This window comes from Pontixanthobacter aquaemixtae (assembly GCF_009827395.1).
Lineage (GTDB): Bacteria > Pseudomonadota > Alphaproteobacteria > Sphingomonadales > Sphingomonadaceae > Pontixanthobacter > Pontixanthobacter aquaemixtae.
Genome location: NZ_WTYX01000001.1, coordinates 418,774 through 441,002, shown reverse-complemented (window position 1 = coordinate 441,002; position 22,229 = coordinate 418,774). Strand labels below are relative to the sequence as shown.

Sequence of the window (22,229 nt, the reverse complement as noted above, 5' to 3'; positions counted from 1 at the left end):
ATCGCCCACCCGCTATCCGTATGCCTTGGCCGCACGCGCGCGATTCTGCCCCGCGCGAACATACGCGAAGGCGGGCGCGCGGCGCTTGTTTCGGCTCTGCGTTGTCTGATGCGGAGTAACGGGCTATTTCATCCGCAATTGTTTTAATGTGAGGCGGGGCCTTGATGTCAGATTCGCAGCAATCATCGCAAAATGCCCGGAATTCGGGGCAACAGACGATTGCGTTGGTTGATGATGACCGCAACATCCTGACCACCGTTTCGATCGCGCTTCAGGCCGAAGGGTACACCACGCGGCTCTACTCGGACGGAGAGGCGGCTCTGAAAGCCTTGCTTGAAAATCCGCCGGATCTTGCCGTGTTCGATATCAAGATGCCGCGGATGGACGGGATGGAATTGCTCCGCAATCTGCGCCAGCATTCCGCGCTGCCGGTGATATTCCTGACCAGCAAGGATGACGAGCAGGACGAAGAAGCCGGGCTGGCGCAGGGCGCGGACGATTATATCGCCAAACCTTTCAGCATCCGCCTGTTGCTCGCGCGCATCCGTGCGATTCTCCGCCGCAGCGATGCACGCGCCGGTGTGGTCACCGGTGCCGACCTCACTTCTGCAGATCCGCCAATCGAAACTTTGACTCGCGGGCGATTGGAAATGGATCCCGCGCGCCACCATGTCACTTGGGATGGCAAACAGGTCTCGCTGACCGTGACCGAATTTCTTATTCTGGAAGCGCTTGCGATCAGGCCGGGTGTGATCAAATCGCGCAACCAGCTGATGGATGCGGCCTATCCCGACGATATGTTCGTCGATGACCGGACCGTTGACAGCCATATCAAGCGGATGCGCCGCAAGTTCCGTTCGGTCGATTCGGGCTTCAACGCCATCGAAACGCTGTATGGCGCGGGGTATAGTTTCACCGATGGCTGACCACAGCATCGGCGACCGGCTTGAAGCTGGCATCGACAAGATGCGCTGGACCAGCTGGGCGTCGCTGACCTCGCGCATTCTGGCGGTGAACCTATTGCCGCTGGTTCTGCTGGGCGGCGGCATTTTCTATCTCGACACCTATCGCAAGCAATTGCTCGACGAACGCTACAAGCTGGCACGGATCGAAGCGCAGATCACCGCTGAGGCGTTGGCGGGTGCGACGCGCGAACGGCAGGAAGCGCTGATGATCCAGATCGGCAAAGAGCAGAAGATGCGCCTGCGGATGTTCGATGCGCAAGGCGAATTGTGGGCCGACAGCTTCGCGCTGGACGAGCCCGCGTTCGAATTTGACGACCCCGCGCGCGATACGTGGCAGGAAGATTTCGCGCAGATGCTGGACCGCGCGGTGGACAGCATTGTCGGCGCGGAACCGATTCCCGATTATGTCGAACCGGCCGAAGCGCGGGCGGATTCGTGGCCCGAGCTGGAGCGCGCGAGGAACGAAGGCATCTCGCAGATCCAGCTTCGCGATGCGCCCGACGGGACGCCGGTGATCAACGCCGCCGCACCGGTCGGGCTGGTCGGCTCCACTCTGCTGACCACGCGCAATGCGGTGGATATTACCGAGACGGTGCGCGGCGCCCGCTCCAGCCTGGTCAGCGCGGTGTTTGTGGTGCTGCTGATCTCTATTGCGCTGTCGCTCTATCTCGCGCGGACCATCGTGGTGCCGCTGCGATCGCTGGCGAGAGCCGCAATCCGCGTGCGGCAGGGCCGCGAACGCGATGTCGAAGTCCCGCGTCTGCCCAACCGGCGCGACGAAATCGGGCTGCTCGCACGCGCCGCATCGGACATGACCGAAGCGTTGCGCGAGAGGATCGACGGGGTCGAACATTTCGCCGCCGATGTCGCGCATGAAATCAAGAACCCGCTGGCCAGTTTGCGCAGCGCGATCGAATCGCTTGGCCGCGTGGAAGACAAGGAACTACGCGCGCAGCTGCTGGATATTGCATCGCATGACGTGCGCCGGATTGACCGGCTGGTCACCGAAATATCCGATGCCAGCCGGATCGACGCGGAACTCTCGCGCGCCACTTTCGAACAGGTTGATCTCGCCAAATTGACCGAGGGCATTATCGAGCGGCGCGAATACCGCGCTGAAAATGGCGAGAAACGGGTCGATCTGGTCAGCCCGCTGGGCGCGGCGATCGTCAATGGCGTCCCGGTCCGGCTGGAGCGGGTGATCGAAAACCTGCTCGACAATGCGGTGTCCTTCTCGCCGCCCGAGGGTCTGATCGAAGTCAAAATCTCTCTCGATGCGGAAAGCGTAACGCTCTCGGTTTGCGACGAAGGGCCGGGAATTCCCGAAGGCGCGCGCGAAAAAGTGTTCCAGCGTTTCCATTCGGACCGCCCCGACACCGAGGATTTCGGCAATCATAGCGGGCTCGGCCTCGCGATTGGCCGCACGATCGCAGAGGCGCATGACGGGTCGCTGACCGCGCATGGCAGGGCCGATGGAAAAGCGGGCGCCTGCATGACGCTGAAACTGCCCGCCGCAACCACCAAACGGGCATGAGCAAAGAGCAACTGCGGCAATCCACCGCGATCGCGATTGATGGCCGCGCGATCCTGCTGGAAGGCCCACCGGGCATCGGCAAGACCACTCTCGCTTTGTCGCTAATAGACCGCGGCGCGCAATTGATCGGCGATGATGGCGTGCTGCTGAGCACCGAAGGCGGGCGTCTGGTCGCCTCCCCCGCGCCCGAAACCGCCGGGCTTATCGAAATACGCAATGTCGGCATTGTCCATCAGCCCTGCGTCAGCGCGCCGGTCGCGCTGGTCCTGACGCTGGCAAAAGAAGCCCCGCGATTTGTCGAAAAGCCGCGCAGCGTAGCCATTGCCGGCCACGACATCCCGCAGCTGCTCTTCGCGCGGATGAACGAGGCGGACCCGATCAGGGCAGAGCGCGCGCTGGCGCATCACGGCCTTCCCGCAGCGGAACGGCCCGATCAATAGCCCTTTTCATACAGTCCAATTACGCGCACACCGTGGCAACGCATGAGCAGCGATTCGCCCCCTTCCCCGACCGAGCCCTCCCCAATCGAGCCGTTGCCCGTCGATCCGCGGCAACGGATTCTGCTGGTCACCGGCTTGTCCGGCGCGGGCAAGACGACCGCCTTGCGCGTGCTGGAAGATCTCGGCTGGGAAGCGATCGACAATTTCCCGATCCGCCTGCTGGGCGGGTTGATCGGCCAGGCCGACAGCGACGGGCAGAAGTCACCGCTGGCCATCGGCTTTGATTCGCGCACGCGCGGTTTTGTCCCGCAGGACATTATCGAATTGGTGAAAGATCTGTCCGCGCGCGAAGATCTGCTCATCACCACCTTGTTTCTGGACTGTAACAGCGGCGAGCTGGAGCGGCGCTACAACGAAACGCGCCGCCGCCACCCGATGGCGCAGGAACGCCCCGTGCGCGTCGGTATCCAGGCAGAGCGCGAATTGCTGGAACCTTTGCGCCGCTGGGCCGATGCGGTGATCGACACCAGCACTTTCGCCAGCAACCAGTTGCAGCAATCGATCCGCGAACAATTCGCGCAGACCGCGCCGCAGGATATGTCGGTGATTATTTCCAGCTTCGGCTTTGCCAGGGGAACTCCGCCGCTGGCCGATCTGGTGTTCGATATGCGGTTTCTCGACAATCCGCATTGGATAGAACATTTGCGCGAGCAGACCGGCCTGGATGAGGCGGTGGGCGCGCATATCCGCCAAGACCCGGCCTTCCAAACCGCGTTTGACCAGATCCGCCAATTGCTGCTGACTTTGCTGCCGCGTTATCAGGCGCAGGGCAAAAGCTACGTCAATATCGCTTTCGGCTGCACCGGCGGCAGGCACCGTTCGGTTTTCACCGCGTCGCAAATGGCCGAAGAATTGACCGAACAAGGATTCGCGCCGACCGTTCTGCATCGCAATCTGGGATCGCGCGCGGCGGACGAGATCGAGGGACCGCAGGCGTGATACGGTCGATTAACACCCTGGCCCTTGCACAGCGGCGCAATTCAGGACAGATGGCGCCTCTATGATCGGGATAATCCTTGTGACCCATGGCAATCTGGCCGACGAATTCGTCCATGCGATGGAACATGTCGTGGGCAAACAGGAAGCCGTGGCAACGGTTTGCATCGGCCCCAATGACGACATGGAAGAACGCCGCGCGCAAATCGCCGATGCCATCGCCAAAGTGAACAGCGGCGAAGGCGTAGCGATCCTGACCGATCTGTTCGGCGGAACCCCTTCCAACCTGGCGATATCGCTGATGGAAGCGGGCACGGTCGAAGTGATCGCCGGGATCAATTTGCCCATGCTGATCCGCCTTGCCGGTGCGCGGGAAAAATACGATCTGCGCGATACGGTTGTGGCCGCGCGCGATGCAGGTCAAAATTACATCACCATCGCTTCGGAATTCCTCGGGCAGGAGGCGAATGCATCATGAGCGAACATCGCCGCACTCTTGAAATCGTCAACCAGCGCGGGCTGCACGCGCGCGCCAGCGCCAAATTCGTTGGTGTGGTCGCCGAATTGCCCGATGCTGTCAGCGTGAAAATTTCCAAAGACGGTACCGAGGCGGCGGGCGGTTCTATCCTTGGGCTGATGATGCTGGGCGCGGCCAAGGGCGACACAATCGAACTGATCGTATCGGGCGACAATTGCGAAGCGGTGTTAGAGGATCTGAGCGCGCTGATCAGCGACGGATTTGGCGAGGAATAATGTCCGCTATTGAACGGCGGGAGATTACCGGGTTTTCCAACCCGACCGTCAAATATCTGCGCAATCTGCGCGACAAGAAACACCGCAAACGCGAAGGCAAATTTCTCGCCGAAGGATTGCGCCTGCTGACCGATGCACGCGAATGCGGAAGATTGCCCGAAACGCTGGTGATGGCGGGCAAACGCGATGCACATCCGCTGCTCGATGAATTGGAAGCGGCGGTTGCGGGCAATGGCGGCGATATCATCGAAACCACCCCCGATATTCTGACCAAGATCACCGGTAAGGACAACGCCCAGGCGGTTGTCGGCATGTTTGCCGAATTCGATACGTCGCTGGGCGCTCTCGATCGCAGCCGGGGCGATATCTGGATGGTGGCGCAGGCGCTGCGCGATCCGGGCAATCTCGGGACAATGCTGCGCACCTGCGATGCGGTGGGCGCCGGCGGATTGATCCTGATTGATGATTGCGCCGATCCGTTTTCGATGGAAGCCGTGCGCGCGAGCATGGGCGCGGTGTTTACCCAGCAGATTGGCCGCGCGACTTGGGATGAATTTGTCCCGTGGCTGCGCGGCGCGGATGGGCAGCTGGTCGCGGCCAGCCTGCGCGATGCAGTGGATTATCGCGGCGCGCCCTATAACGCCCCGTGTTTCGTGCTGGTCGGCAATGAATCGCGCGGGCTTCCCGAAGCCTATGAAGGTGAATGCGATCTGCGCGTGACCATGCCGATGAAAGGCCGCGCGGACAGCCTCAACGCGGCGGTTGCGGGCGCGGTGCTGGCCTATGAAGTGCTGGCAGCGGTGGAGAAATAATCAATCGCCGGCAATGAATGCGGTGATTTTCCACCCGTCATCGGTGTTGGAAACGATCAGTCGGAAATCGATCAGGCTGCGCAGATAAGGCTCGGCCATATAGCCCGTCTGACCCGACAGCGTGGTGACCTTGTGATATCCGTTGACCGGCGCTTCGTAGCCACCGGTCACCCAATTCCACGAAACGCGCCCCTTCACGCGCGCATGCGGCGACGGGCCCGAACGCAGCAACACATTATTGCCGGTCACCAGCATCGCGGCATAGGGATCGCCATTGCCTTGGTGGTTTGACCAGAAATAAGGGTAGGCAGCGCTGTCTGCCTGTGCGCTGCGGTCGCAGCCAAGCGCCACTGTACCGGCCAGATCGGACCAGTTGTTATATTCGCCGTCCAGCCGATCCCGCCACATCTGCTTGCCCGCGCCGCCGCCGAAATCGAGCGCCACATCCTCGCTCGCCAGTTGCATCAGCAAATCGGCATCGCGCCGCGCAATTGCATCCTTCAGCTTGGTTTCAAATGCGGCAAATCCGGGCAACGATCCGCACAGATTGCGCGGCGCCAAGGGGCCGGCGGGTTCCTCTGCAACAGCAGCCGATACCGGCAGAACCGCCAAGAGCAGCGGTGCCAAGACAAGTGCAACTTTCATCCCGCAGCCTCATCATCATTGTTTATAGAATTATCCGCAGAAATGCGTGCCAAAGAGCGCGCTTCTGTTTCCACTGGATCGAAAGAGCCTAATCTTTTCTCGCTTTTTGTAAGATTCAGATCTTCCAACTTGCGGGCACCCAAAATAACCTTGCCATCAGCACTTTTGATAAAGTCGTTATATGCTTTTGCCGTGCCATCGATACGGCTACCAAGTGTACGAATTCGTTCGGTCATCAACGACAGATTGTGGTGAAGCTCGCGACCCAAATCGATGATTTCCTGAGCTTTGTCTGTCAGTTTTTCCTGATCCCACATCGAGGCAATTGTTCGGGCCAACGGGAGGAAAGTGGCAGGGCCTGAAATGATTACACGGTTCTTAGCAGCTTCCTCCCACATCGTTGGGCGATGCTCCAACGCAGCCGAGTGAAAGTTGTCGCCTGGAATGTAGAGAATTACAAAGTCTGGCGCGTCCTTGAACTGAGACCAGTAGGACTTCTTCGAAAGCGCACTGGCATGCCCCCAAACTGTGTCGGAATATCTTTTGAACCCCGCCTTTCTCTCGGTAGGGTCGAGCAAATCAGTCGCCGACAGATACGCATCTAATGGGCACTTTATATCGACGATGAGCTGACGCCCGCCAGGTAGGTTTATGACAAAATCCGGCCGTAAAAGGCCATCATCCGATCGGACCGATACCTCTGACTGGTAATCCGTGAACTTCGAAAGGCCAGCCATGTCGAGCAGGTTCTCGAACTGCTGCTCTCCCCAACGGCCACTTGTTTTCGGAGCGGCTCTCAACGAACTAACTATATTGGAAGCTTCGAGCTTCACCGCTTCTTGGCCTAGCCTAACTTGATCAATCAGACTCGAGATATTGCCGTATTCCTTTTTACGATCTGCCTCGATCTCTTTGACTGACTTTTCATACCGACCGAGAGATTCTTCAACAGGCTGAAGCAACGCCTTTATTTTTGCTTCTCCCTCGTTCTCAGATTGTTTGAATCGCTCATTCGCACGATTGAGGAATGCTTCCTGAGCCTTTCCAAGCACCCGTGCGCCCGTGCTTTCAAACTCTTTAAGCAGCTTCTCGCGTGATTCTTCGAGCAGACGTTTCTGCTCGGCAAAGCCAGCAGCCTGTGCTTTCAAGCCGGTCAGCTCTTCGCGGGCAGAATCGAGTTGCGCTGCAAGCCCATCCGCGCGCGCCGCACGGTCGCTCATAGTCGCCAACTCAGGCGCCATCCGGCTGACTTTCTCAGTTGCGTCCTTCGCTTCAACATCACGCTCGGCAAAGCGCTCGCGCCATTCGGCCACGGGTCGTGAGCCGAAAAACCAGCCTGCGCCGCCGCCCACGACTAAGCCAAAGAGCAAAATGAGAATTGAAACTAGAGTGCTATCCATCCGCCTAGTTTAAGCGGAACGGAGCAAGAACGCTAGGGGATACTGCCGATACACACATATTCGTCATTCCCGCGAAGGCGGGAACCTAGGATGGCCTAGCGCGCGGTTTTCTGGATTCCCGCTTTCGCGGGAATGACAGAGGCTGGCGGCGCTATTAGCGCGTGATTCTGAGGAGATCGATGGCCTAGCCGGTGACTACTCCAATGCAATCCATGCCCAGAACATAGCCGGAACGCGGCGCATTCACAAACCATTTTCCTACAGGCCAAAGCGCCGCTAGCTTCGCTGCAGCTCTTTCTCATCGTCAGAAATAAACAGCCGCAAATACACGCCCATGGATGCGGCGCAGCGGATGTACTTCATCAACTAACCCGCCCGATCCGGGCGGATTGGCGGTGATTTTTGTGAAAACGAATCAGGCGGCTTTGCGCAGTTTCTTTAGCTTTTTCAGCGCCATCTGCTTTTTCAAACGGCTGAGATGGTCGATAAACAGGATACCTTCGAGGTGATCCATCTCGTGCTGGATGCAAGTCGCCATCAAACCGTCGAGTTTTTCCTCATGCGTCTTGCCGTCCAGATCCTGGTAACGGACTTTGCACGTTTCCGGACGATCGACATCGGCGTAGATTTCAGGAACCGAAAGGCAGCCTTCCTGATAGGTCGCCAGCTCCTCTGCCGGATCAAGGATTTCCGGATTGACGAAAACGCGCGGCTCCCGCTTGATCGGATAGTGTTTGTGCGCGCCTTTCCCGTCGCCGTGATCGTGGCCGCATTCCTCCGGTTCGGCATCCATATCCGGCTCTTGCAGATCGATGACCAGCACCCGCTTGGGCACGCCCACCTGAATCGCCGCAAGACCGATACCGGGCGCGTCATACATCGTCTCGAACATATCCTCGACCAGCGTTTTCAGCTCGTCATCAAACTCGGTGACGGGGGTCGAGACGGTTTTCAGCCGGGGGTCCGGCACTTCAAGAATTTCGCGTATAGCCATGCGGGTTCACTTAGTGCGCGTTGTACGCTGCTGCAAGCTTAGTCCACCGGCCTCCGCGCCCTGAGCGCCTGCGCCAGAGTGCCCTCGTCCAGATAATCCAGTTCGCCGCCCACCGGCAGTCCGTGCGCCAGTTGGGTAATGCGCACCGGATGCTGCTCCAGCCGTTCGGCGATATAATGTGCGGTGGTTTGCCCTTCCAAAGTGGCATTCATCGCCAGCACAATCTCGTCAATTTCGCCCGCATCAACCCGCTCCAGCAGCGAACCGATATTCAGATCTTCCGGCCGCACGCCGTCCATCGCCGATAGCTTTCCGCCCAGCACGTGATAGCGCCCGGTAAACAGCTTTGCCCTGTCGAGCGCCCACAGGTCGGAGACATCTTCCACCACGCAAAGCGACCGCTGATCGCGGCGCGGGTCGGCGCAGATGCCGCAGGGGTTTTGCGTGTCGACATTGTGGCAAATTTCACATTCGACCAGCTTGTCGCGCACCGCCTCCAGTGCATCGAGAAGCGGCCCGAGTGCATTTTCGCGGCGCTTGACCAACCACAACACCGCGCGCCGCGCCGAACGCGGTCCCAATCCGGGAAGCCGCGCCAATGCCGATGCCAATGTCTCGATCTCTTGCGATGCCATTGTGACCCAATATCCGCTTGGGCTGAGCTTGTCGAAGCCCTGCCCTTTCTTTTGCTCGGAATAAAAGTAAGGACAACCCTTCGACAGGATCAGGGTGAACGGGTTTTTCTAGAATGCGCATTATTTTCATGGGGACGCCGGATTTTGCGGTGCCGACTTTGACCGCTCTGCACGAGGCCGCGCATGAGATTGTCGCTGTCTACACCCAGCCGCCGCGCCGCGCAGGGCGGGGAAAGAAATTGCAGCCCTCGCCCGTGCAGATCAAAGCGGAGGAACTGGGCATCGAAGTCCGTTGCCCGACCTCGCTCAAGAAGGCGGAAGAACAGGAAGGCTTCGCCGCACTCAAGCCCGATATCGCCGTGGTCGCGGCCTATGGGATGATCCTGCCACAGGCGGTTCTCGACATTCCAGAGCACGGCTGCCTCAATGTCCATGCCTCTATCCTGCCGCGTTGGAGAGGCGCCGCCCCTATCCACCGCGCGATCATGGCGGGCGATCCGGGCACGGGCGTTACCATCATGCAGATGGAAGCAGGATTGGACACCGGCCCGATGCTGGCAATGTTGCGAACCCCCATAGAGGACAAGACCACCGGCGAATTGACCGAGGAACTGGCCGAGCTGGGCGCGCAACTGATGGTTGGCACTTTGCGCGAATTGAAGAACCACACTCCCGTCCCGCAAGACGACAGCGAGGCAACGCATGCGCCCAAGATCGACAAGGCCGAAGCGCGCATCGACTGGAACGAACCCGCGCAGGTGATCGAACGGAAAATCCGCGGCCTTGCCCCATTCCCCGGCGCATGGTTTGAACTGGAAGGTGAACGGGTCAAGCTGTTGAAAGCAGAAGTGGTTGATGCGGAAGGGGAAGCTGGCGTCACTCTGGACGATTGCCTGACAGTCGCCTGCGGGACAAAGGCGCTGCGCATTGCGCGAATCCAGCGTGCCGGCAAGCCGCAGATGGACGCTGCGGATTTCCTGCGCGGGCAAACAATCGCATCGGGCGTTTCGCTGCGCTAGTGAATTGATATCTTAGATTGTCTTGAGGAGAAACGAATATGTATCGCACCACGGCTTTGACTTTGGGTCTGATCGGGCTGGCATCATGCTCGGCCTCTGGTGAAGACGCGCAAGTGGATGGAAACAGTGGTGATGCGCTGTCCGGTGCTGCGGCAGTCACGGTGGAAAGCTTGGCCGCAACGCGCAGCCAGCCGGTGGACGACCAATTCATCACTTGTACCGAAAAACAGGACAATGGCATCACCTCGACCCAGTTCTTCCTGATCACCGACGGCGCAGTGAAAAGCTATTCGCGGATGCAGAACTTCGCCCGCGATATGTGCGATCCGGGGCAGCCGGGCTGCGGCCTGGGCTGGCAGGGCGAAAAGGTCGGCCTGTATTTCGAAACAGCCAGCGGTGCGGTGAACCAGATGCTGCTCGATATCGAGACGCTGACGATGGAGAAGCGGCTCACCTCAGACACCAGCGGCGTTGAAGAATTCACTTTCCAATGCGAAAGCGGCCCATTCCCCGAAGGCGTGACAATCGACTGACCGGGTTTGCTGCCCGGTTTACCACGCATGACCCGTTTCGCGCTCACTCTGGAATTTGACGGCACTCCCTTCATGGGGCTGCAGCGGCAGAAGCATGGGCCAAGCGTCCAGCAAGCCGTCGAAGAAGCCGTGCTCGCTTTTTCCGGGCAGGAGGTGCGGATGCAGTCGGCCGGGCGAACCGATGCGGGCGTGCATGCTTACGGAATGCGCAGCCATGTCGATGTGGACACCGGACTGACGCCGTTTCGCGTAATGGAAGCGATCAATGCGCAGCTCCGCCCGCATCCGGTTGCGGTCACGCATATCGAGGTGAAACCCGACGATTGGCACGCGCGGTTTGACTGCGTTGGGCGCAGCTATCTCTACCGCATTTGCAACCGCCGGGCGCCGCTGACGGTAGAGCGCAATCGTGCGTGGCAGGTGCCGCAAGAGCTTGACGAAGCGGCCATGCACGATGCGGCTCAGTTGCTGGTCGGGCAGCATGATTTCACCACCTTCCGGTCGGTAAACTGTCAGGCGAAAAGCCCGGTCAAAACGCTCGACAGGCTGGATGTCCGGCGAGAGGGCGAATGGGTCTATATCGAGGCAGAGGCGCTTAGCTTCCTGCACCATCAAGTCCGCTCGATGGTCGGCTGCCTTGCCTATGTTGGGATGGGCCGATGGTCCAAGGCGCGCCTAAAAGACGCGTTGGAGGCCAAAGACCGGCAGGCACTCGGCCGTAATGCCCCGCCGCACGGTCTCTATTTCGTTGCAGCTAAGTATCCAAATGAAACCTAGCCAAGCTGCTGCGGCGTAGCTAGCTAAGTGACCAAGCGCGGCATCGGTCCGCGATCACCAAATTTATGGAGAGTACCAGATGACAACCGGCAAGCAGCTATTCACCACCCTCACCAGCGACGGCACATTGACGGTTGGAGTCGAGGAAGTGACTTTCCCCGAACCCACAGGAAACCAGGTTCTGGTCAAAATGGAAGCTGCGCCGATCAATCCATCGGACCTCGCCATCCTGACCAGCGCGGCGGACCTTGAAAATGCCGAATACACGCCGGGGAAATTTGTCGCCAAGATGCCCGAACCATTCAATTCGGGCGCAAAAGCGCGTCATGGTCAAAAGCTGCCAGCCGGCAATGAAGGCGCAGGCACCGTGGTCGCGACCGGCGACAGCGATATGGCCAAAGCGCTCGACGGGCAGCGTGTCGCCTGCGTACCGGGCAGTGCTTACAGTCAATATTGCATCGCCGATGCTGCGATGTGTGTGCCGCTGGGTGATCACTCATCCGAGGATGGGGCCAGCGCCTTTGTCAATCCGATGACCGCACTCGGCTTTGTCGAAAACGCCAAGATGGATGGCAAGAAATCCATCATCCACACCGCGGCAGCATCCAATCTGGGTCAGATGCTAATCAAGATCTGTCAGGAAGACGACATCAATCTGGTCAATATCGTGCGCAAGGCAGAGCATGTCGAAATGCTCAAAGGGCTTGGCGCGAAATATGTCGTCAATTCATCCGACGATGATTTTATGAAACAGCTGCGCACCGCGATTGACGAAACCGATGCGTTCTATGGCTTTGACCCAATCGGCGGGGGCCAAGCGACCGACACTGTGTTCAAAGCGATGGAGCAAGTCGCGGTCAGCAAGATGACCGAGTATAATCGTTACGGGTCGAATCAGGAAAAGCGGATGTTTATCTATGGCCGTCTGGACCTTGGCCCTACGATCCTGACGCCAAGCTACGGTTTTGGCTGGACGCTGTCCGGCTGGCTGCTGACGCCGTTCCTTGCCAATGCGGGCATGGAAACGGTCATGCGCATGCGCCAGCGCGTTCTCGACAACCTCACCACCACTTTTGCCAGCAGCTACAAAGCCAAGGTCAACCTTGAGCAAATGCTGGAGAAAGATGCCGTGCTTGATTATCGCGCCATGAAAACCGGCGAGAAATATCTGGTCACGCCTTGGGGCTAACTCACCGCGTTATCGCCGGCTAAATTCATCCTGAATCCGAGCCGGATCGCTGATCCCGTTTGCCAGCAGCAATTGCAGCAATATCCGTGCGCGCGCAGGGCCGAGCGCGCGTGCAGCAACGAAATTTGCGCTGTCATCTTCGGGCTCGCGATCGACCAATCCTTCGTCCACCCGCGACGCGCGAACAACCGGCACGCCCTGGGCCACCACTTGGGCCAGCGCATCGCGGATTGCGCGCGGCGCGTTGCCGTGGCCGAAGCCAGCCAGCACAATTCCCTTCGCGCCGCCTTCTACCGCCTGCTTGACGTTGTCTGCCGACATTCCGGCATAGGCATAGAGGATCGATACTTTCGGCATATCAAGATGGAATTCATAGCGCGAGCCCTCACCCACACGCCAGGCGGGGCCAAACCATTCGAGAGAAGTTGGCGTGACATGGCCGATCGGGCCGCGCGGAAAGCCTTTGAACGCGTCGGTCATTTCGGTGTGCGCCTTGCGCGCATCGCGAGCGGCAAAAATGCGGTCGCTCATCACCAGCACAACGCCCCGCCCCGCAGCTTGCGGATCGCTGGCGACGCGTACTGCATTGGCGAAATTGCGCAGTCCGTCGCTTCCAACTGCATCGGCAGGCCGCATTGCTCCGACCAAAATAACCGGCTTTGCAGTGGGTAGCGTTTGATCGAGCAGAAATGCGGTTTCTTCAGCGGTGTCAGTGCCATGCGTTATAACCACGCCCTGGCAATCGCCGTCTTCCATCGCGGCCAGCGCTGCATCATGCAGCCTCTGCCACAGCTCCGGGCCGATATCTTCCGATCCGATATTGGCGAATTGCTGCCCGCGCAGTTCAACCCCAAGGTCCAGTTCGGCCAGCGAATCGAGAAATTGGTCGATCCCAATCTGTCCCGGCCGATAGTCGCGCCGTGTCGCTGACCCCGCGATTCCCGCAATCGTACCGCCGGTTGCGAAGATGGAAATATAACCTTGAGCCATGCCGCGCCCTTAGCGCGGAGTCGAAAAAGGCACAAAGAATTCCATATTGGTAATTGCTTTTGCACTTATGGACGCTATTAGAGCGCTTCCGAACACGGATCGGGCGATTAGCTCAGTTGGTAGAGCATCTCGTTTACACCGAGAGGGTCGGCAGTTCGAGCCTGTCATCGCCCACCAGCATTTTGAGACGCAAATTCATCCGGGGGATGAATTTGGCCAAAATGCTCCCGACCGCAAGGGAGGGTAAACAACTTTCCTTGGTCATTCAGCCAAAGCCGCCGCAATCGCCTCCTGCGTTTCCGCGCTCGACCAATCATATTCGCCTTGCACGCGCCAAATCTCGCGGCCGGATGCGTCATACAGGACAGTTATCGGAAGCACATTCGCACCCAGCGCTTTGCCGATCAGCCCTTCCGGATCCATCCACGGGTGAAGATTGTCGAGCTGCTTTTGCTGGAAGAAGGCCAGGACATTTTCCGGTTTGGATAATTCCTGACTGACAACGATCACTCTCAGCGAGTCTGAATTTTCCGCGGCGAGCGCGTTCAGCATCGGCATTTCCACCTTGCATGGCGGGCACCAGGTCGCCCACAGATTGAGCAAAACCGGCTGCCCTTGCAGTGCGCCCAGATTGATCTTCTTCCCATCGGGATCGCTGACATTGATCGCGGGCATCAGGTCACCCGCGCGGCTATCATCAATCTCTCCCGACAAGCTGGCCTTCTGCGCTGCCAAATCGGCCTGTTCTTGCCCCGGAGCCTCTGCCCCACTATCGCAGGCGCTCAAAGCCAGAGACAATCCGGCAAGCATCAAGGCAGTGCGCGTGAGCGAAGACGGTAACAACACAGCAGGCTCCAATCAGATGTGGGGCGGTAGGTTCGCTGAGGGACCTAGCGCTATCATGCGCGAAATCAACGCCTCTATCCCGTTCGACAAGGCGCTGTGGCGCCAAGACATCGCTGCCAGCAAAGCGCATGTCACGATGTTGGGCGCGCAAGGAATCGTCAGTGCCGAAGATGCCAAGACAATTTGTGAAGGGCTGGACCGTGTCGCTGCGGAATATGAAGCAGACGGGGTCCCGGAAGATTGGGATCTCGAAGACATTCACATGACCACAGAAAGCCGGCTCGCCGAATTGATCGGTCCGGTTGCGGGGCGGCTTCACACCGCGCGAAGCCGCAACGATCAGGTGGCAACCGATTTCAAATTATGGGTGCGAACGGCGATTGACCAGACCGATGACGGATTGGCAGCTTTGCAGCGCGCGCTGGTTACGCAGGCCGGTGCGCATGCGGACAGCATAATGCCCGGATTCACCCATTTGCAGACCGCGCAGCCAGTCACTTTGGGGCATCATCTGATGGCCTATTACGAAATGCTGCGGCGTGACCGTTCGCGGCTGGCCGACGCGCGGATGCGGATGAATGAAAGCCCGCTGGGTTCAGCCGCATTGGCGGGAACCGGATTCCCGATAGACCGCGATGTGACATCGGCTGCGCTCCAATTCGACCGGCCAACTGCCAACAGTCTCGATGCAGTATCCGATCGCGATTTCGCGCTCGATTATCTGATGGCAGCCAGCCAGATTGCACTGCACCTCTCGCGCCTTGCCGAGGAGTTCATCATCTGGGCAAGCCAGCCCTTCGGTTTCGTGCGAATGGCGGACAGCCTTTCGACGGGCAGTTCGATCATGCCGCAGAAGAAAAACCCTGATGCAGCCGAGCTTGTGCGCGGGCATGCCGGGCGTGTCATCGGATCCACCACCGCACTGATGGTTACGATGAAGGGCCTGCCGCTGGCATATTCGAAGGATATGCAGGACGACAAACCGCCGGTGTTCGAAGCGGCTGGTCTGCTGGCGCTGTCGATTGCGGCGATGACCGGTATGGTTGCAGACAGCACTTTCAACACCAACCGCATGCGCGAGGCTGCCGAGCTGGGCTATGCCACGGCAACCGACCTTGCAGATTGGCTGGTGACCGAAGCCGATATCCCGTTCCGCGAGGCGCATCACATAACCGGTGCAGCGGTCAAACTGGCGGAGCAAAAAGGTGTCGCGCTGGACGAGCTTTCGCTGGACGAGCTCCAAGCTATCGATGAACGGATTGATGATGGCGTTTATTCAGCTCTATCGGTCGAAGCATCGGTCGCGGCGCGCGCATCCTATGGCGGAACCGCGCCCGAACAGGTAAAGCAGCAAGTCGCAGCTGCGCGCAAAGCGCTGGGCCTGAATGATGGAGCGACAGCATGATACGCGGATTATTGCCAGTTGTCGGCTTGTTTGCCTTGGGTGCCTGCGCACAGACTGGTGAATTGACGCCTCCCGAAGGCAGCAGCTTGCCCGTCGCGCCAACCGGCGCCGAAGCCCCGCCCAATGCACAGGAACTGCTGACCCCCGATCCGCAAGCCGCGCCAGAGCGGAGCGTAGAGCTGCGCCGCCGCAGCGAAGAGCGCGAAGACGACCCGTTTGATCTTCCGCCGCCCGAGTAAAGTCGATGGACCATTTCCAACTTCGTGACGGCGTGTTGCATGCCGAGGATATTCCGCTGACCCGCATCGCGGAAGAAGTCGGCACGCCAGTCTATGTCTATTCACGCGCGACATTGGTGCGCCATGCACGGGTCTTTCGCGAGGCATTGAGCGGGGTCAAAGACCCGCACATCGCCTTTGCCGTGAAGGCCAATCCGAACCTTGCCGTGCTCAAAGTGCTGAGCCGCGAAGGATATGGCGCAGATGTCGTATCAGGCGGCGAACTTGTCCGCGCCTTGGAAGCCGATATGGCACCCAAAGACATCGTGTTCTCCGGCGTTGGCAAAACAGATGCCGAGCTGCTTCAAGGCCTCGAAGCCGATATCGGTCAATTCAACATTGAATCGCAGGAAGAAGGCCGCGAGCTTGCCGCGATTGCGAGCCGCCATGGTAAAATCGCACGCTGTGCATTGCGCGTGAACCCCGATGTCGATGCACGCACGCATGAGAAAATCTCCACCGGCAAAGCGGAAAACAAATTTGGTGTGCCGATCCATCGCGCTGCCGAAATCTACGCGACGTTGGCCGCGCTTCCCGGCCTCGATATGCGCGGAATTGCGGTGCATATCGGAAGCCAGCTTTCTTCGCTCGAGCCGCTAGAGACCGCTTTCGCCAAGGTCGGCGATCTGATTGCAGAATTGCGCGCGCAAGGTCAGACAGTCACTCACGCCGATCTCGGCGGCGGATTGGGAGTGCCCTATAAAACTGGCGAAATTCTGCCTTCGCCGGCCGAATATGGCGCAATGGTGGCGCGCGTGACAAAGCCTTGGGATGTTGCGCAGTCCTTCGAACCGGGACGCGTGATCGCAGGCAATGCCGGTGTGCTGCTAACGCGCGTGATACGTGTTAAACGGAGCTCCAATGCCAGCCCCTTTGTCGTGGTCGATGCGGCGATGAACGATCTTGCCCGCCCGGCTATGTACGGCGCGTGGCACGATATTGAGGCCGTACAGCCAAGCGGCGCGAAGAGCGTGTCGCATATTGTCGGCCCTATTTGCGAAACCGGCGACACATTCGCGATGAACCGCGAAATGGATACGCTTGAATCGGGCGATCTTGCGATTTTCCGTACCGCTGGCGCCTATGGCGCGACCATGGCCTCCAGCTATAATTCGCGCGGTTTTGTGGCCGAAGTGCTGGTTGATGGTGACAAGTTCGCTGTTGTCGCAGATCGCCTTGCGGCAGCAGCTATCATGGACGCGGAAACGGTTCCCGACTGGCTATGATCAGCTCGCTTCCCTTGCTTCACCGGATCGCGGGCAAGAAGGTTGTCGTGATCGGCGAAGGCGAAATGGGCGAAGCAAAACGCCGGCTGGTTGAACGTGCGGGGGGCATTCCCTGCAGCGAAACAGAGGCCCATCAGGCCAGCCTGGCATTTATTGCTTTGGAGGATGAGAAAGCGGCGAGCGCCACGGCCAAGCGCCTGCGCGACAAGGGATTGTTGGTCAATGTGGCCGACCGTCCCGATCTGTGCGATTTCACAACGCCAAGCATTCTCGATCGCGAGCCGGTGCTGATCGCAATTGGCACGTCAGGGGCATCGGCAGGTCTGGCCAAACAACTGCGCCTCCGTCTCGAAAAGCTGTTGCCGCAATCGCTTGGGGCATTGGCAAGCAAGCTGGCTGCAGGCCGGGAAAGCATGCGGTCAGCTTTCCCCGATCCGTCTGACCGGCGCCGCGCGCTGGACGATGCACTTGGCGAAGGCGGCTTGCTCGATCCGCTTAATCCATCCGCTCCAGATCGAGTCGAGGATTGGCTTCAAGGCGATGTTTCCCACGCCAAGCCTGAGACAATCGAGATCGTGCTGAGCAGTGACAATCCCGAAGATCTGACGCTGCGTCAGGCGCGCCTCCTTGGAACCGCAGATGTGGTACTTCATGACACCGAAGTGGCTTCTGCCATTCTGGATAGAGCAAGGGCCGATGCATTGCGCTGCACTTTGCCATTCGACGCGAATGAGCGCGACGGTTTGACCATTATCCTCCGCCGCAAATAGCAATCGGCCTGTCAGACCGTTCGCACGGCATCTTTGCCAAGTTCGGCAAAGTAACGCGCCATCCCGTCCGCAGCCGTGTCACTCAGCGCAATGAATGCACGGCGTTTGTCGGTTTCATCCTCAACCCGAACGAGCAACCCTGCCTCGACCATCTGGCTGATCCATCGCAAAGCGGTGGTCGGCGGCACGCCCGATGCGATACATAGCGATGTCACCGAGACGCGCGTGTGCTCTACCCTTGCCGCAGTTAGGTCGAGGAGAATATCCCAAGCGGGATCCGCAAACAGTTCGCCGTCAAAAAACCGTGCGCGCAATTGGCGCTGGCGGATGATCCGGCGCACCAACCGCGGGTCGGGCAGCGGGGGGCGCGCAGCGCGGACCAATCGCTTGGAACCCTCGTCACTCACTTCCCTGTTGAAGCCGGGCTTCGGCGATTCAAAGCGAAAGGCGCCGCCATCCGCCGCTTTGCCCCGCGCGCCCATTCTCTCTAGCCGTTCCGCGAGTTGCCCGACCTGCTCGGTCAGCCGGATCAATGTCAGCCGGTCATCATTGGTAAGTTCGCGCAGCCGCATATTGGGCATTTTGGATAATATTCGGCCAAGGGCAATTACGCGTTCTGCCCTACCCGGATCGACCATCAGCTGCGGGTTTGATCGATCAAGGCACCCGAAGACATCGTCCAAAACATCGACCGAAGTCGACACGATCAGATGCGCCCCGCTATTGGCTGCTCTTTCGTCAAGGCGCGCAATCGCTGCGAGTTTGCCGCCATCGACCACCGGACAGTCGAGCATAACAACCTCTCCCAACGGCTGGGCATTGCCTTCGAGCAGATCCGCCACTGTGCCAATTTGCCCCATACGGAATCCTGTGGCCAGCGCATCATCGCGAATCGTGTCGCGAATATGCGCGCGATCAGCAAAGATCGACACCACCAAAGGCAGACCGGCCGCGTCATTGGCAGCGCCATCAACCACGCCTGTCGGTTGGTATTGAAAATCTGCCTGCGTCATGTTCCGACTCCCGAATGATCGGTACAAAGCTAGAACAAATAGGGTTCATGTCAAGAATAGTTGAGAATATTTGCGAAAGCGACAGTAGTGATTGAACCTTTCGGCCACTTGCCGCGACTATAGGACCAAATGACGCAGCGAAGCCCCATATCCAAACCGCCGGCAGGTGCCGCGGAGCGCATCTATGACGAGTTGCTCGTCACGATGATCTGGGCGGGTGACCGCCGCGCGATGGACCGGCTTGCCGCGCGCTGGCAGCCAAGGCTGATCCGGACCGCCTCCCGCTATTTGGGGAGCGGGCAAGATGCCAATGCCGCGGTGCAAGAGGCGTGGATTTCCATTCTGAAGGGGATCCACGGCCTCAAGGATCCGGCGCGCTTTGCCGCGTGGGCATACGGCATTTTGCGCAGGCGATGCGCCGATATGATCCGCAAGGCGACCAATCGGCGTTCGGTGCAAATCGAACTTGCCGACGGCGACTCGAGTGAAGTCACGAAGCCGCTTGATGGTGTCGCGATCCGCGTCGCTTTCAACGCCTTGCCAGCCGATCAACGTTTCGCCGCGCATCTATTCTTCGTCGAGGGGCTGACCCTTGCCGAAATTTCCGAGGCGCAAGAGGTGCCGCTTGGCACCGCCAAATCGCGCCTGTTCCACGCTCGCCGGCAATTGAAAACGGCGCTGAGCGATCCACCACCAGGAGATGACCAATGACCACTATCGATGACCAAATTCGCGGCGCGCTCGATGCCGATGACAAGGAATTTCTTGCTTCCCTTGAAGCCGACCGCGGCATGTTCCGGCAAATCGGCGACAGCTTTTCCGGACCGCTCGGCGGTTGGGCCAAATTCAGCTTTGCCATCGCCATCGCGGTGGGCATCGGGCTTGCTTTCAGCTTCTACCGCGCAATGACCGCAGACGGGGATGCGATGCTTGGCTGGGGCCTGATCTGCCTGGCACTTCTGATCATGCAGGGCTTTTTGAAGGAGTGGATGTTCGCGCGGATGAACCTGCTGGCCGTATTGCGCGAAGTGAAACGGCTTCAGCTTCAGGTTGCGATGCTGGACGAAAGTCAGGCCAATACCGGACCTAAGGCCTGATTTCTATCGGCGTGCCGTTGGGAACCGCATTCCACAGCTCTTCAATCTCGGCATTGGACACGGCGATACATCCGTCTGTCCAATCGCCAGGAATACGCCCGACGGGCAGGCTGTTGGGCTGCCCATGGATGAAAATATCACCGCCGGGTGAGCGCCCCAAACTCTCTGCGAAGGCTCGATCTTCCGCGTTCGGATAGGATATCCGAAGACTGAGATGATAGGCGCTGTTGGGGTTGCGCGCATCAATTGTGTAGCGCCCTTCCGGTGTCCGCTCGTCGCCTTCGAATTGCTTGTGACCGGCTGGCGCATCGCCAAATCCGATATTCTCATAGGTCTTGATCAGCTTGCCATCGAGATAGGCGGCAAGCGTCCGGTCGGACTTGTCGACCAGCAGAAAATCAATCTCGGTCGGAACGACGGCAACAGGCTGGGGCTTGGGCTGACAGGCTGCGGCTGCCAGAAGAAGCGGAAACAGGGCAAGGCGGCCAAACCGTATCATCAATCCACAAACGGGTCCTTCATCAAGATCGTATCATCGCGCTCAGGGCTGGTCGACACAAGCGCCACAGGCGTTTCGATCAGCTCCTGCACGCGCTGGATATATTTGATCGCGTTGGCGGGCAAATCGGCATAGCTACGCGCCCCTGCTGTGCTTTCGCTCCAGCCTTCCATTTCCTCGTAAATCGGTTCGACTTCCGCCTGATCAGCGGCATGGCTGGGGAAATAATCCAAGATCTTCCCGCGCAACCGGTATCCGGTGCAGACTTTGACCGTTTCAAACCCGTCAAGGACATCAACTTTGGTCAGCGCGATCCCGGTTACCCCGCTGATCGCACAGCTTTGGCGGACCAGCACCGCATCGAACCAGCCGCAACGACGCTGCCGGCCGGTCACGGTGCCGAATTCATGCCCGCGTTCGCCCAGTCGCTGGCCATCGGAATCGTCAAGCTCTGTCGGGAACGGGCCGGAACCGACGCGCGTGGTATATGCCTTCACAATACCCAGAACGAAGCCGGTTGAATTGGGGCCCAGCCCGCTGCCGCTTGCCGCAGTGCCGCTGACCGTGTTCGAGCTGGTGACGAACGGATAGGTACCGTGATCAACATCGAGAAGCACCCCTTGCGCCCCTTCGAACAGGATTTTCGCGCCAGCCTTGCGGACTTTCTTCAGCCGTTTCCACACCGGCTGCGCAAATCGCAGGACAAAGGGAGCAATTTCGCGCAGATCATCGAGCAGCCGCTCGCGATCGACCGGCGGTTCATCGAACCCCGCGCGCAAGGCGTCGTGATGGGCGCAAAGCCGGTCAAGCTGCGGCTCCAGCCCGTCAAGATGCGCCAGATCGCACACCCTGATCGCGCGGCGACCGACCTTGTCTTCATAGGCAGGGCCGATGCCGCGTCCGGTCGTGCCGATCTTGCCCGAGCCTGCAGCTGCTTCGCGCAGCCCATCCAGATCGCGGTGGATCGGCAGGATCAGCGGGCAATTATCCGCAATCGCGAAATTGTCATCTGAAATCTCGACGCCTTGCGATTCGAGCTTTTCGACTTCGTCCTTGAGCGCCCACGGATCGAGCACCACCCCGTTGCCGATGATCGATAAAGTACCCGAAACGATCCCGCTTGGCAGAAGACTTAGTTTGAAAACATTGCCGTCGATTACCAGCGTGTGGCCGGCATTGTGACCGCCCTGGAAACGGACAACCGCATCAGCCCGGCTGGCGAGCCAATCAACGATTTTGCCCTTACCCTCATCGCCCCATTGGGCACCGATCACAGTTACGTTGGACATAGATATACCTTCACCCCTGCCAAGGGGATCCTCAACGTCCTTCGACAGGACTCGACGTTAGGATGGAATGAACGGGCCGCGGGCCCGGAATGCGTGTGGAGCGTTAGAGAGAAGGCGGGAGTCG

General features: G+C 59.3%; 26 protein-coding genes and 1 tRNA gene. 18 read left to right on the top strand and 9 right to left on the bottom strand.

Features of this window, described 5'->3' with window-relative positions; genetic code table 11:
* Positions 1-164: 164 nt before the first annotated feature.
* From GRI41_RS02120 to GRI41_RS02090, 7 genes are all read left to right on the top strand, one after another.
* Positions 165-926, top strand: coding sequence for a response regulator transcription factor (locus GRI41_RS02120; protein ID WP_160602995.1), 762 nt, complete (start codon positions 165-167; stop codon positions 924-926).
* Positions 919-2,499 (top strand): sensor histidine kinase, encoded by a 1,581-nt coding sequence (locus tag GRI41_RS02115; protein WP_235901027.1) that lies wholly within the window; start codon positions 919-921, stop codon positions 2,497-2,499. The genes GRI41_RS02120 and GRI41_RS02115 overlap by 8 nt, the downstream gene beginning before the upstream one ends.
* Positions 2,496-2,939, top strand: a complete 444-nt coding sequence (locus tag GRI41_RS02110; RefSeq protein WP_160602993.1) for an HPr kinase/phosphorylase — start codon at positions 2,496-2,498, stop codon at positions 2,937-2,939. The genes GRI41_RS02115 and GRI41_RS02110 overlap by 4 nt, the downstream gene beginning before the upstream one ends.
* 42 nt (positions 2,940-2,981) lie before the next feature.
* Entirely contained in the window at positions 2,982-3,938 is a 957-nt protein-coding gene (gene rapZ / locus GRI41_RS02105) for an RNase adapter RapZ (RefSeq protein WP_160602992.1), read from the top strand.
* A 61-nt stretch (positions 3,939-3,999) separates the two neighbouring features.
* Positions 4,000-4,413 (top strand): PTS sugar transporter subunit IIA, encoded by a 414-nt coding sequence (locus GRI41_RS02100; protein ID WP_160602991.1) that lies wholly within the window; start codon positions 4,000-4,002, stop codon positions 4,411-4,413.
* Positions 4,410-4,688, top strand: a complete 279-nt coding sequence (locus GRI41_RS02095; protein ID WP_160602990.1) for an HPr family phosphocarrier protein — start codon at positions 4,410-4,412, stop codon at positions 4,686-4,688. Before GRI41_RS02100 ends, GRI41_RS02095 begins: the two co-directional genes overlap by 4 nt.
* On the top strand, positions 4,688-5,500 hold the full coding sequence (locus GRI41_RS02090) for a TrmH family RNA methyltransferase (RefSeq protein WP_160602989.1): 813 nt from the start codon (positions 4,688-4,690) through the stop codon (positions 5,498-5,500). The genes GRI41_RS02095 and GRI41_RS02090 overlap by 1 nt, the downstream gene beginning before the upstream one ends.
* On the opposite strand, the gene GRI41_RS02085 is transcribed toward GRI41_RS02090, so the two are convergent.
* The 4 genes from GRI41_RS02085 to recR form a co-directional block, all read right to left on the bottom strand.
* Entirely contained in the window at positions 5,501-6,145 is a 645-nt protein-coding gene (locus tag GRI41_RS02085) for an SH3 domain-containing protein (protein ID WP_160602988.1), read from the bottom strand.
* Positions 6,142-7,545: a DNA recombination protein RmuC gene (gene rmuC, locus GRI41_RS02080; RefSeq protein ID WP_160602987.1), complete on the bottom strand. Its 1,404-nt coding sequence runs from the start codon at positions 7,543-7,545 to the stop codon at positions 6,142-6,144. Before rmuC ends, GRI41_RS02085 begins: the two co-directional genes overlap by 4 nt.
* A 415-nt stretch (positions 7,546-7,960) precedes the next feature.
* On the bottom strand, positions 7,961-8,539 hold the full coding sequence (gene def / locus GRI41_RS02075; RefSeq protein WP_160602986.1) for a peptide deformylase: 579 nt from the start codon (positions 8,537-8,539) through the stop codon (positions 7,961-7,963).
* A gap of 38 nt (positions 8,540-8,577) precedes the next feature.
* A complete protein-coding gene (recR, locus tag GRI41_RS02070; protein ID WP_160602985.1) occupies positions 8,578-9,174 on the bottom strand; it encodes a recombination mediator RecR in 597 nt (198 codons plus the stop codon).
* Positions 9,175-9,287: 113 nt separating this feature from the next.
* Here recR and fmt point away from each other — a divergent pair, with 113 nt between their 5' ends.
* From fmt to GRI41_RS02050, 4 genes are all read left to right on the top strand, one after another.
* Positions 9,288-10,193, top strand: a complete 906-nt coding sequence (gene fmt / locus GRI41_RS02065) for a methionyl-tRNA formyltransferase (RefSeq protein ID WP_160602984.1) — start codon at positions 9,288-9,290, stop codon at positions 10,191-10,193.
* A gap of 38 nt (positions 10,194-10,231) precedes the next feature.
* Entirely contained in the window at positions 10,232-10,726 is a 495-nt protein-coding gene (locus GRI41_RS02060; protein ID WP_160602983.1) for a hypothetical protein, read from the top strand.
* Positions 10,727-10,753: 27 nt separating this feature from the next.
* Complete coding sequence (gene truA / locus GRI41_RS02055; protein WP_160602982.1) at positions 10,754-11,503, top strand: tRNA pseudouridine(38-40) synthase TruA; 750 nt, start codon at positions 10,754-10,756, stop codon at positions 11,501-11,503.
* 79 nt (positions 11,504-11,582) lie between these two features.
* The gene (locus tag GRI41_RS02050) at positions 11,583-12,692 is read left to right on the top strand and encodes a zinc-binding dehydrogenase (RefSeq protein ID WP_160602981.1); all 1,110 of its coding nucleotides are present in this window, start codon (positions 11,583-11,585) and stop codon (positions 12,690-12,692) included.
* Between the two features lie 9 nt (positions 12,693-12,701).
* Here the strand turns inward: GRI41_RS02050 and GRI41_RS02045 are convergent, their stop codons facing one another.
* A complete protein-coding gene (locus GRI41_RS02045; protein ID WP_160602980.1) occupies positions 12,702-13,682 on the bottom strand; it encodes an asparaginase in 981 nt (326 codons plus the stop codon).
* Between the two features lie 101 nt (positions 13,683-13,783).
* Here GRI41_RS02045 and GRI41_RS02040 point away from each other — a divergent pair.
* A tRNA-Val gene (locus GRI41_RS02040) sits at positions 13,784-13,859 on the top strand.
* 84 nt (positions 13,860-13,943) lie between these two features.
* On the opposite strand, the gene GRI41_RS02035 is transcribed toward GRI41_RS02040, so the two are convergent.
* The gene (locus GRI41_RS02035) at positions 13,944-14,528 is read right to left on the bottom strand and encodes a TlpA family protein disulfide reductase (RefSeq protein ID WP_328600497.1); all 585 of its coding nucleotides are present in this window, start codon (positions 14,526-14,528) and stop codon (positions 13,944-13,946) included.
* Between the two features lie 16 nt (positions 14,529-14,544).
* Between GRI41_RS02035 and argH the strand changes: the two genes are divergently transcribed.
* From argH to GRI41_RS02015, 4 genes are read left to right on the top strand one after another with little or no spacing between them, the layout of a single operon-like run.
* Positions 14,545-15,933 (top strand): argininosuccinate lyase, encoded by a 1,389-nt coding sequence (gene argH / locus GRI41_RS02030; RefSeq protein WP_160604577.1) that lies wholly within the window; start codon positions 14,545-14,547, stop codon positions 15,931-15,933.
* The gene (locus GRI41_RS02025) at positions 15,930-16,172 is read left to right on the top strand and encodes a hypothetical protein (protein WP_160602979.1); all 243 of its coding nucleotides are present in this window, start codon (positions 15,930-15,932) and stop codon (positions 16,170-16,172) included. The genes argH and GRI41_RS02025 overlap by 4 nt, the downstream gene beginning before the upstream one ends.
* Before the next feature lie 5 nt (positions 16,173-16,177).
* Positions 16,178-17,437, top strand: a complete 1,260-nt coding sequence (gene lysA, locus GRI41_RS02020; RefSeq protein ID WP_160602978.1) for a diaminopimelate decarboxylase — start codon at positions 16,178-16,180, stop codon at positions 17,435-17,437.
* Positions 17,434-18,207, top strand: a complete 774-nt coding sequence (locus tag GRI41_RS02015; protein ID WP_160602977.1) for a precorrin-2 dehydrogenase/sirohydrochlorin ferrochelatase family protein — start codon at positions 17,434-17,436, stop codon at positions 18,205-18,207. Before lysA ends, GRI41_RS02015 begins: the two co-directional genes overlap by 4 nt.
* An 11-nt stretch (positions 18,208-18,218) precedes the next feature.
* Here the strand turns inward: GRI41_RS02015 and GRI41_RS02010 are convergent, their stop codons facing one another.
* Positions 18,219-19,220: a helix-turn-helix domain-containing protein gene (locus GRI41_RS02010; protein ID WP_160602976.1), complete on the bottom strand. Its 1,002-nt coding sequence runs from the start codon at positions 19,218-19,220 to the stop codon at positions 18,219-18,221.
* 129 nt (positions 19,221-19,349) lie between these two features.
* Here GRI41_RS02010 and GRI41_RS02005 point away from each other — a divergent pair, with 129 nt between their 5' ends.
* Positions 19,350-19,931, top strand: a complete 582-nt coding sequence (locus GRI41_RS02005) for an RNA polymerase sigma factor (RefSeq protein ID WP_160602975.1) — start codon at positions 19,350-19,352, stop codon at positions 19,929-19,931.
* A complete protein-coding gene (locus GRI41_RS02000; protein WP_160602974.1) occupies positions 19,928-20,317 on the top strand; it encodes a DUF6768 family protein in 390 nt (129 codons plus the stop codon). Before GRI41_RS02005 ends, GRI41_RS02000 begins: the two co-directional genes overlap by 4 nt.
* Here the strand turns inward: GRI41_RS02000 and GRI41_RS01995 are convergent.
* Together GRI41_RS01995 and GRI41_RS01990 are read right to left on the bottom strand one after the other, a co-directional pair.
* Positions 20,307-20,816 carry a L,D-transpeptidase family protein gene (locus tag GRI41_RS01995; RefSeq protein ID WP_160604576.1) on the bottom strand — a complete coding sequence of 170 codons (510 nt, stop codon included), beginning with the start codon at positions 20,814-20,816 and terminating at the stop codon, positions 20,307-20,309. The two genes, GRI41_RS02000 and GRI41_RS01995, sit on opposite strands and share 11 nt — an antisense overlap.
* Positions 20,816-22,105, bottom strand: a complete 1,290-nt coding sequence (locus tag GRI41_RS01990) for an adenylosuccinate synthase (protein ID WP_160602973.1) — start codon at positions 22,103-22,105, stop codon at positions 20,816-20,818. Before GRI41_RS01990 ends, GRI41_RS01995 begins: the two co-directional genes overlap by 1 nt.
* Between the last annotated feature and the right edge of the window lie 124 nt (positions 22,106-22,229).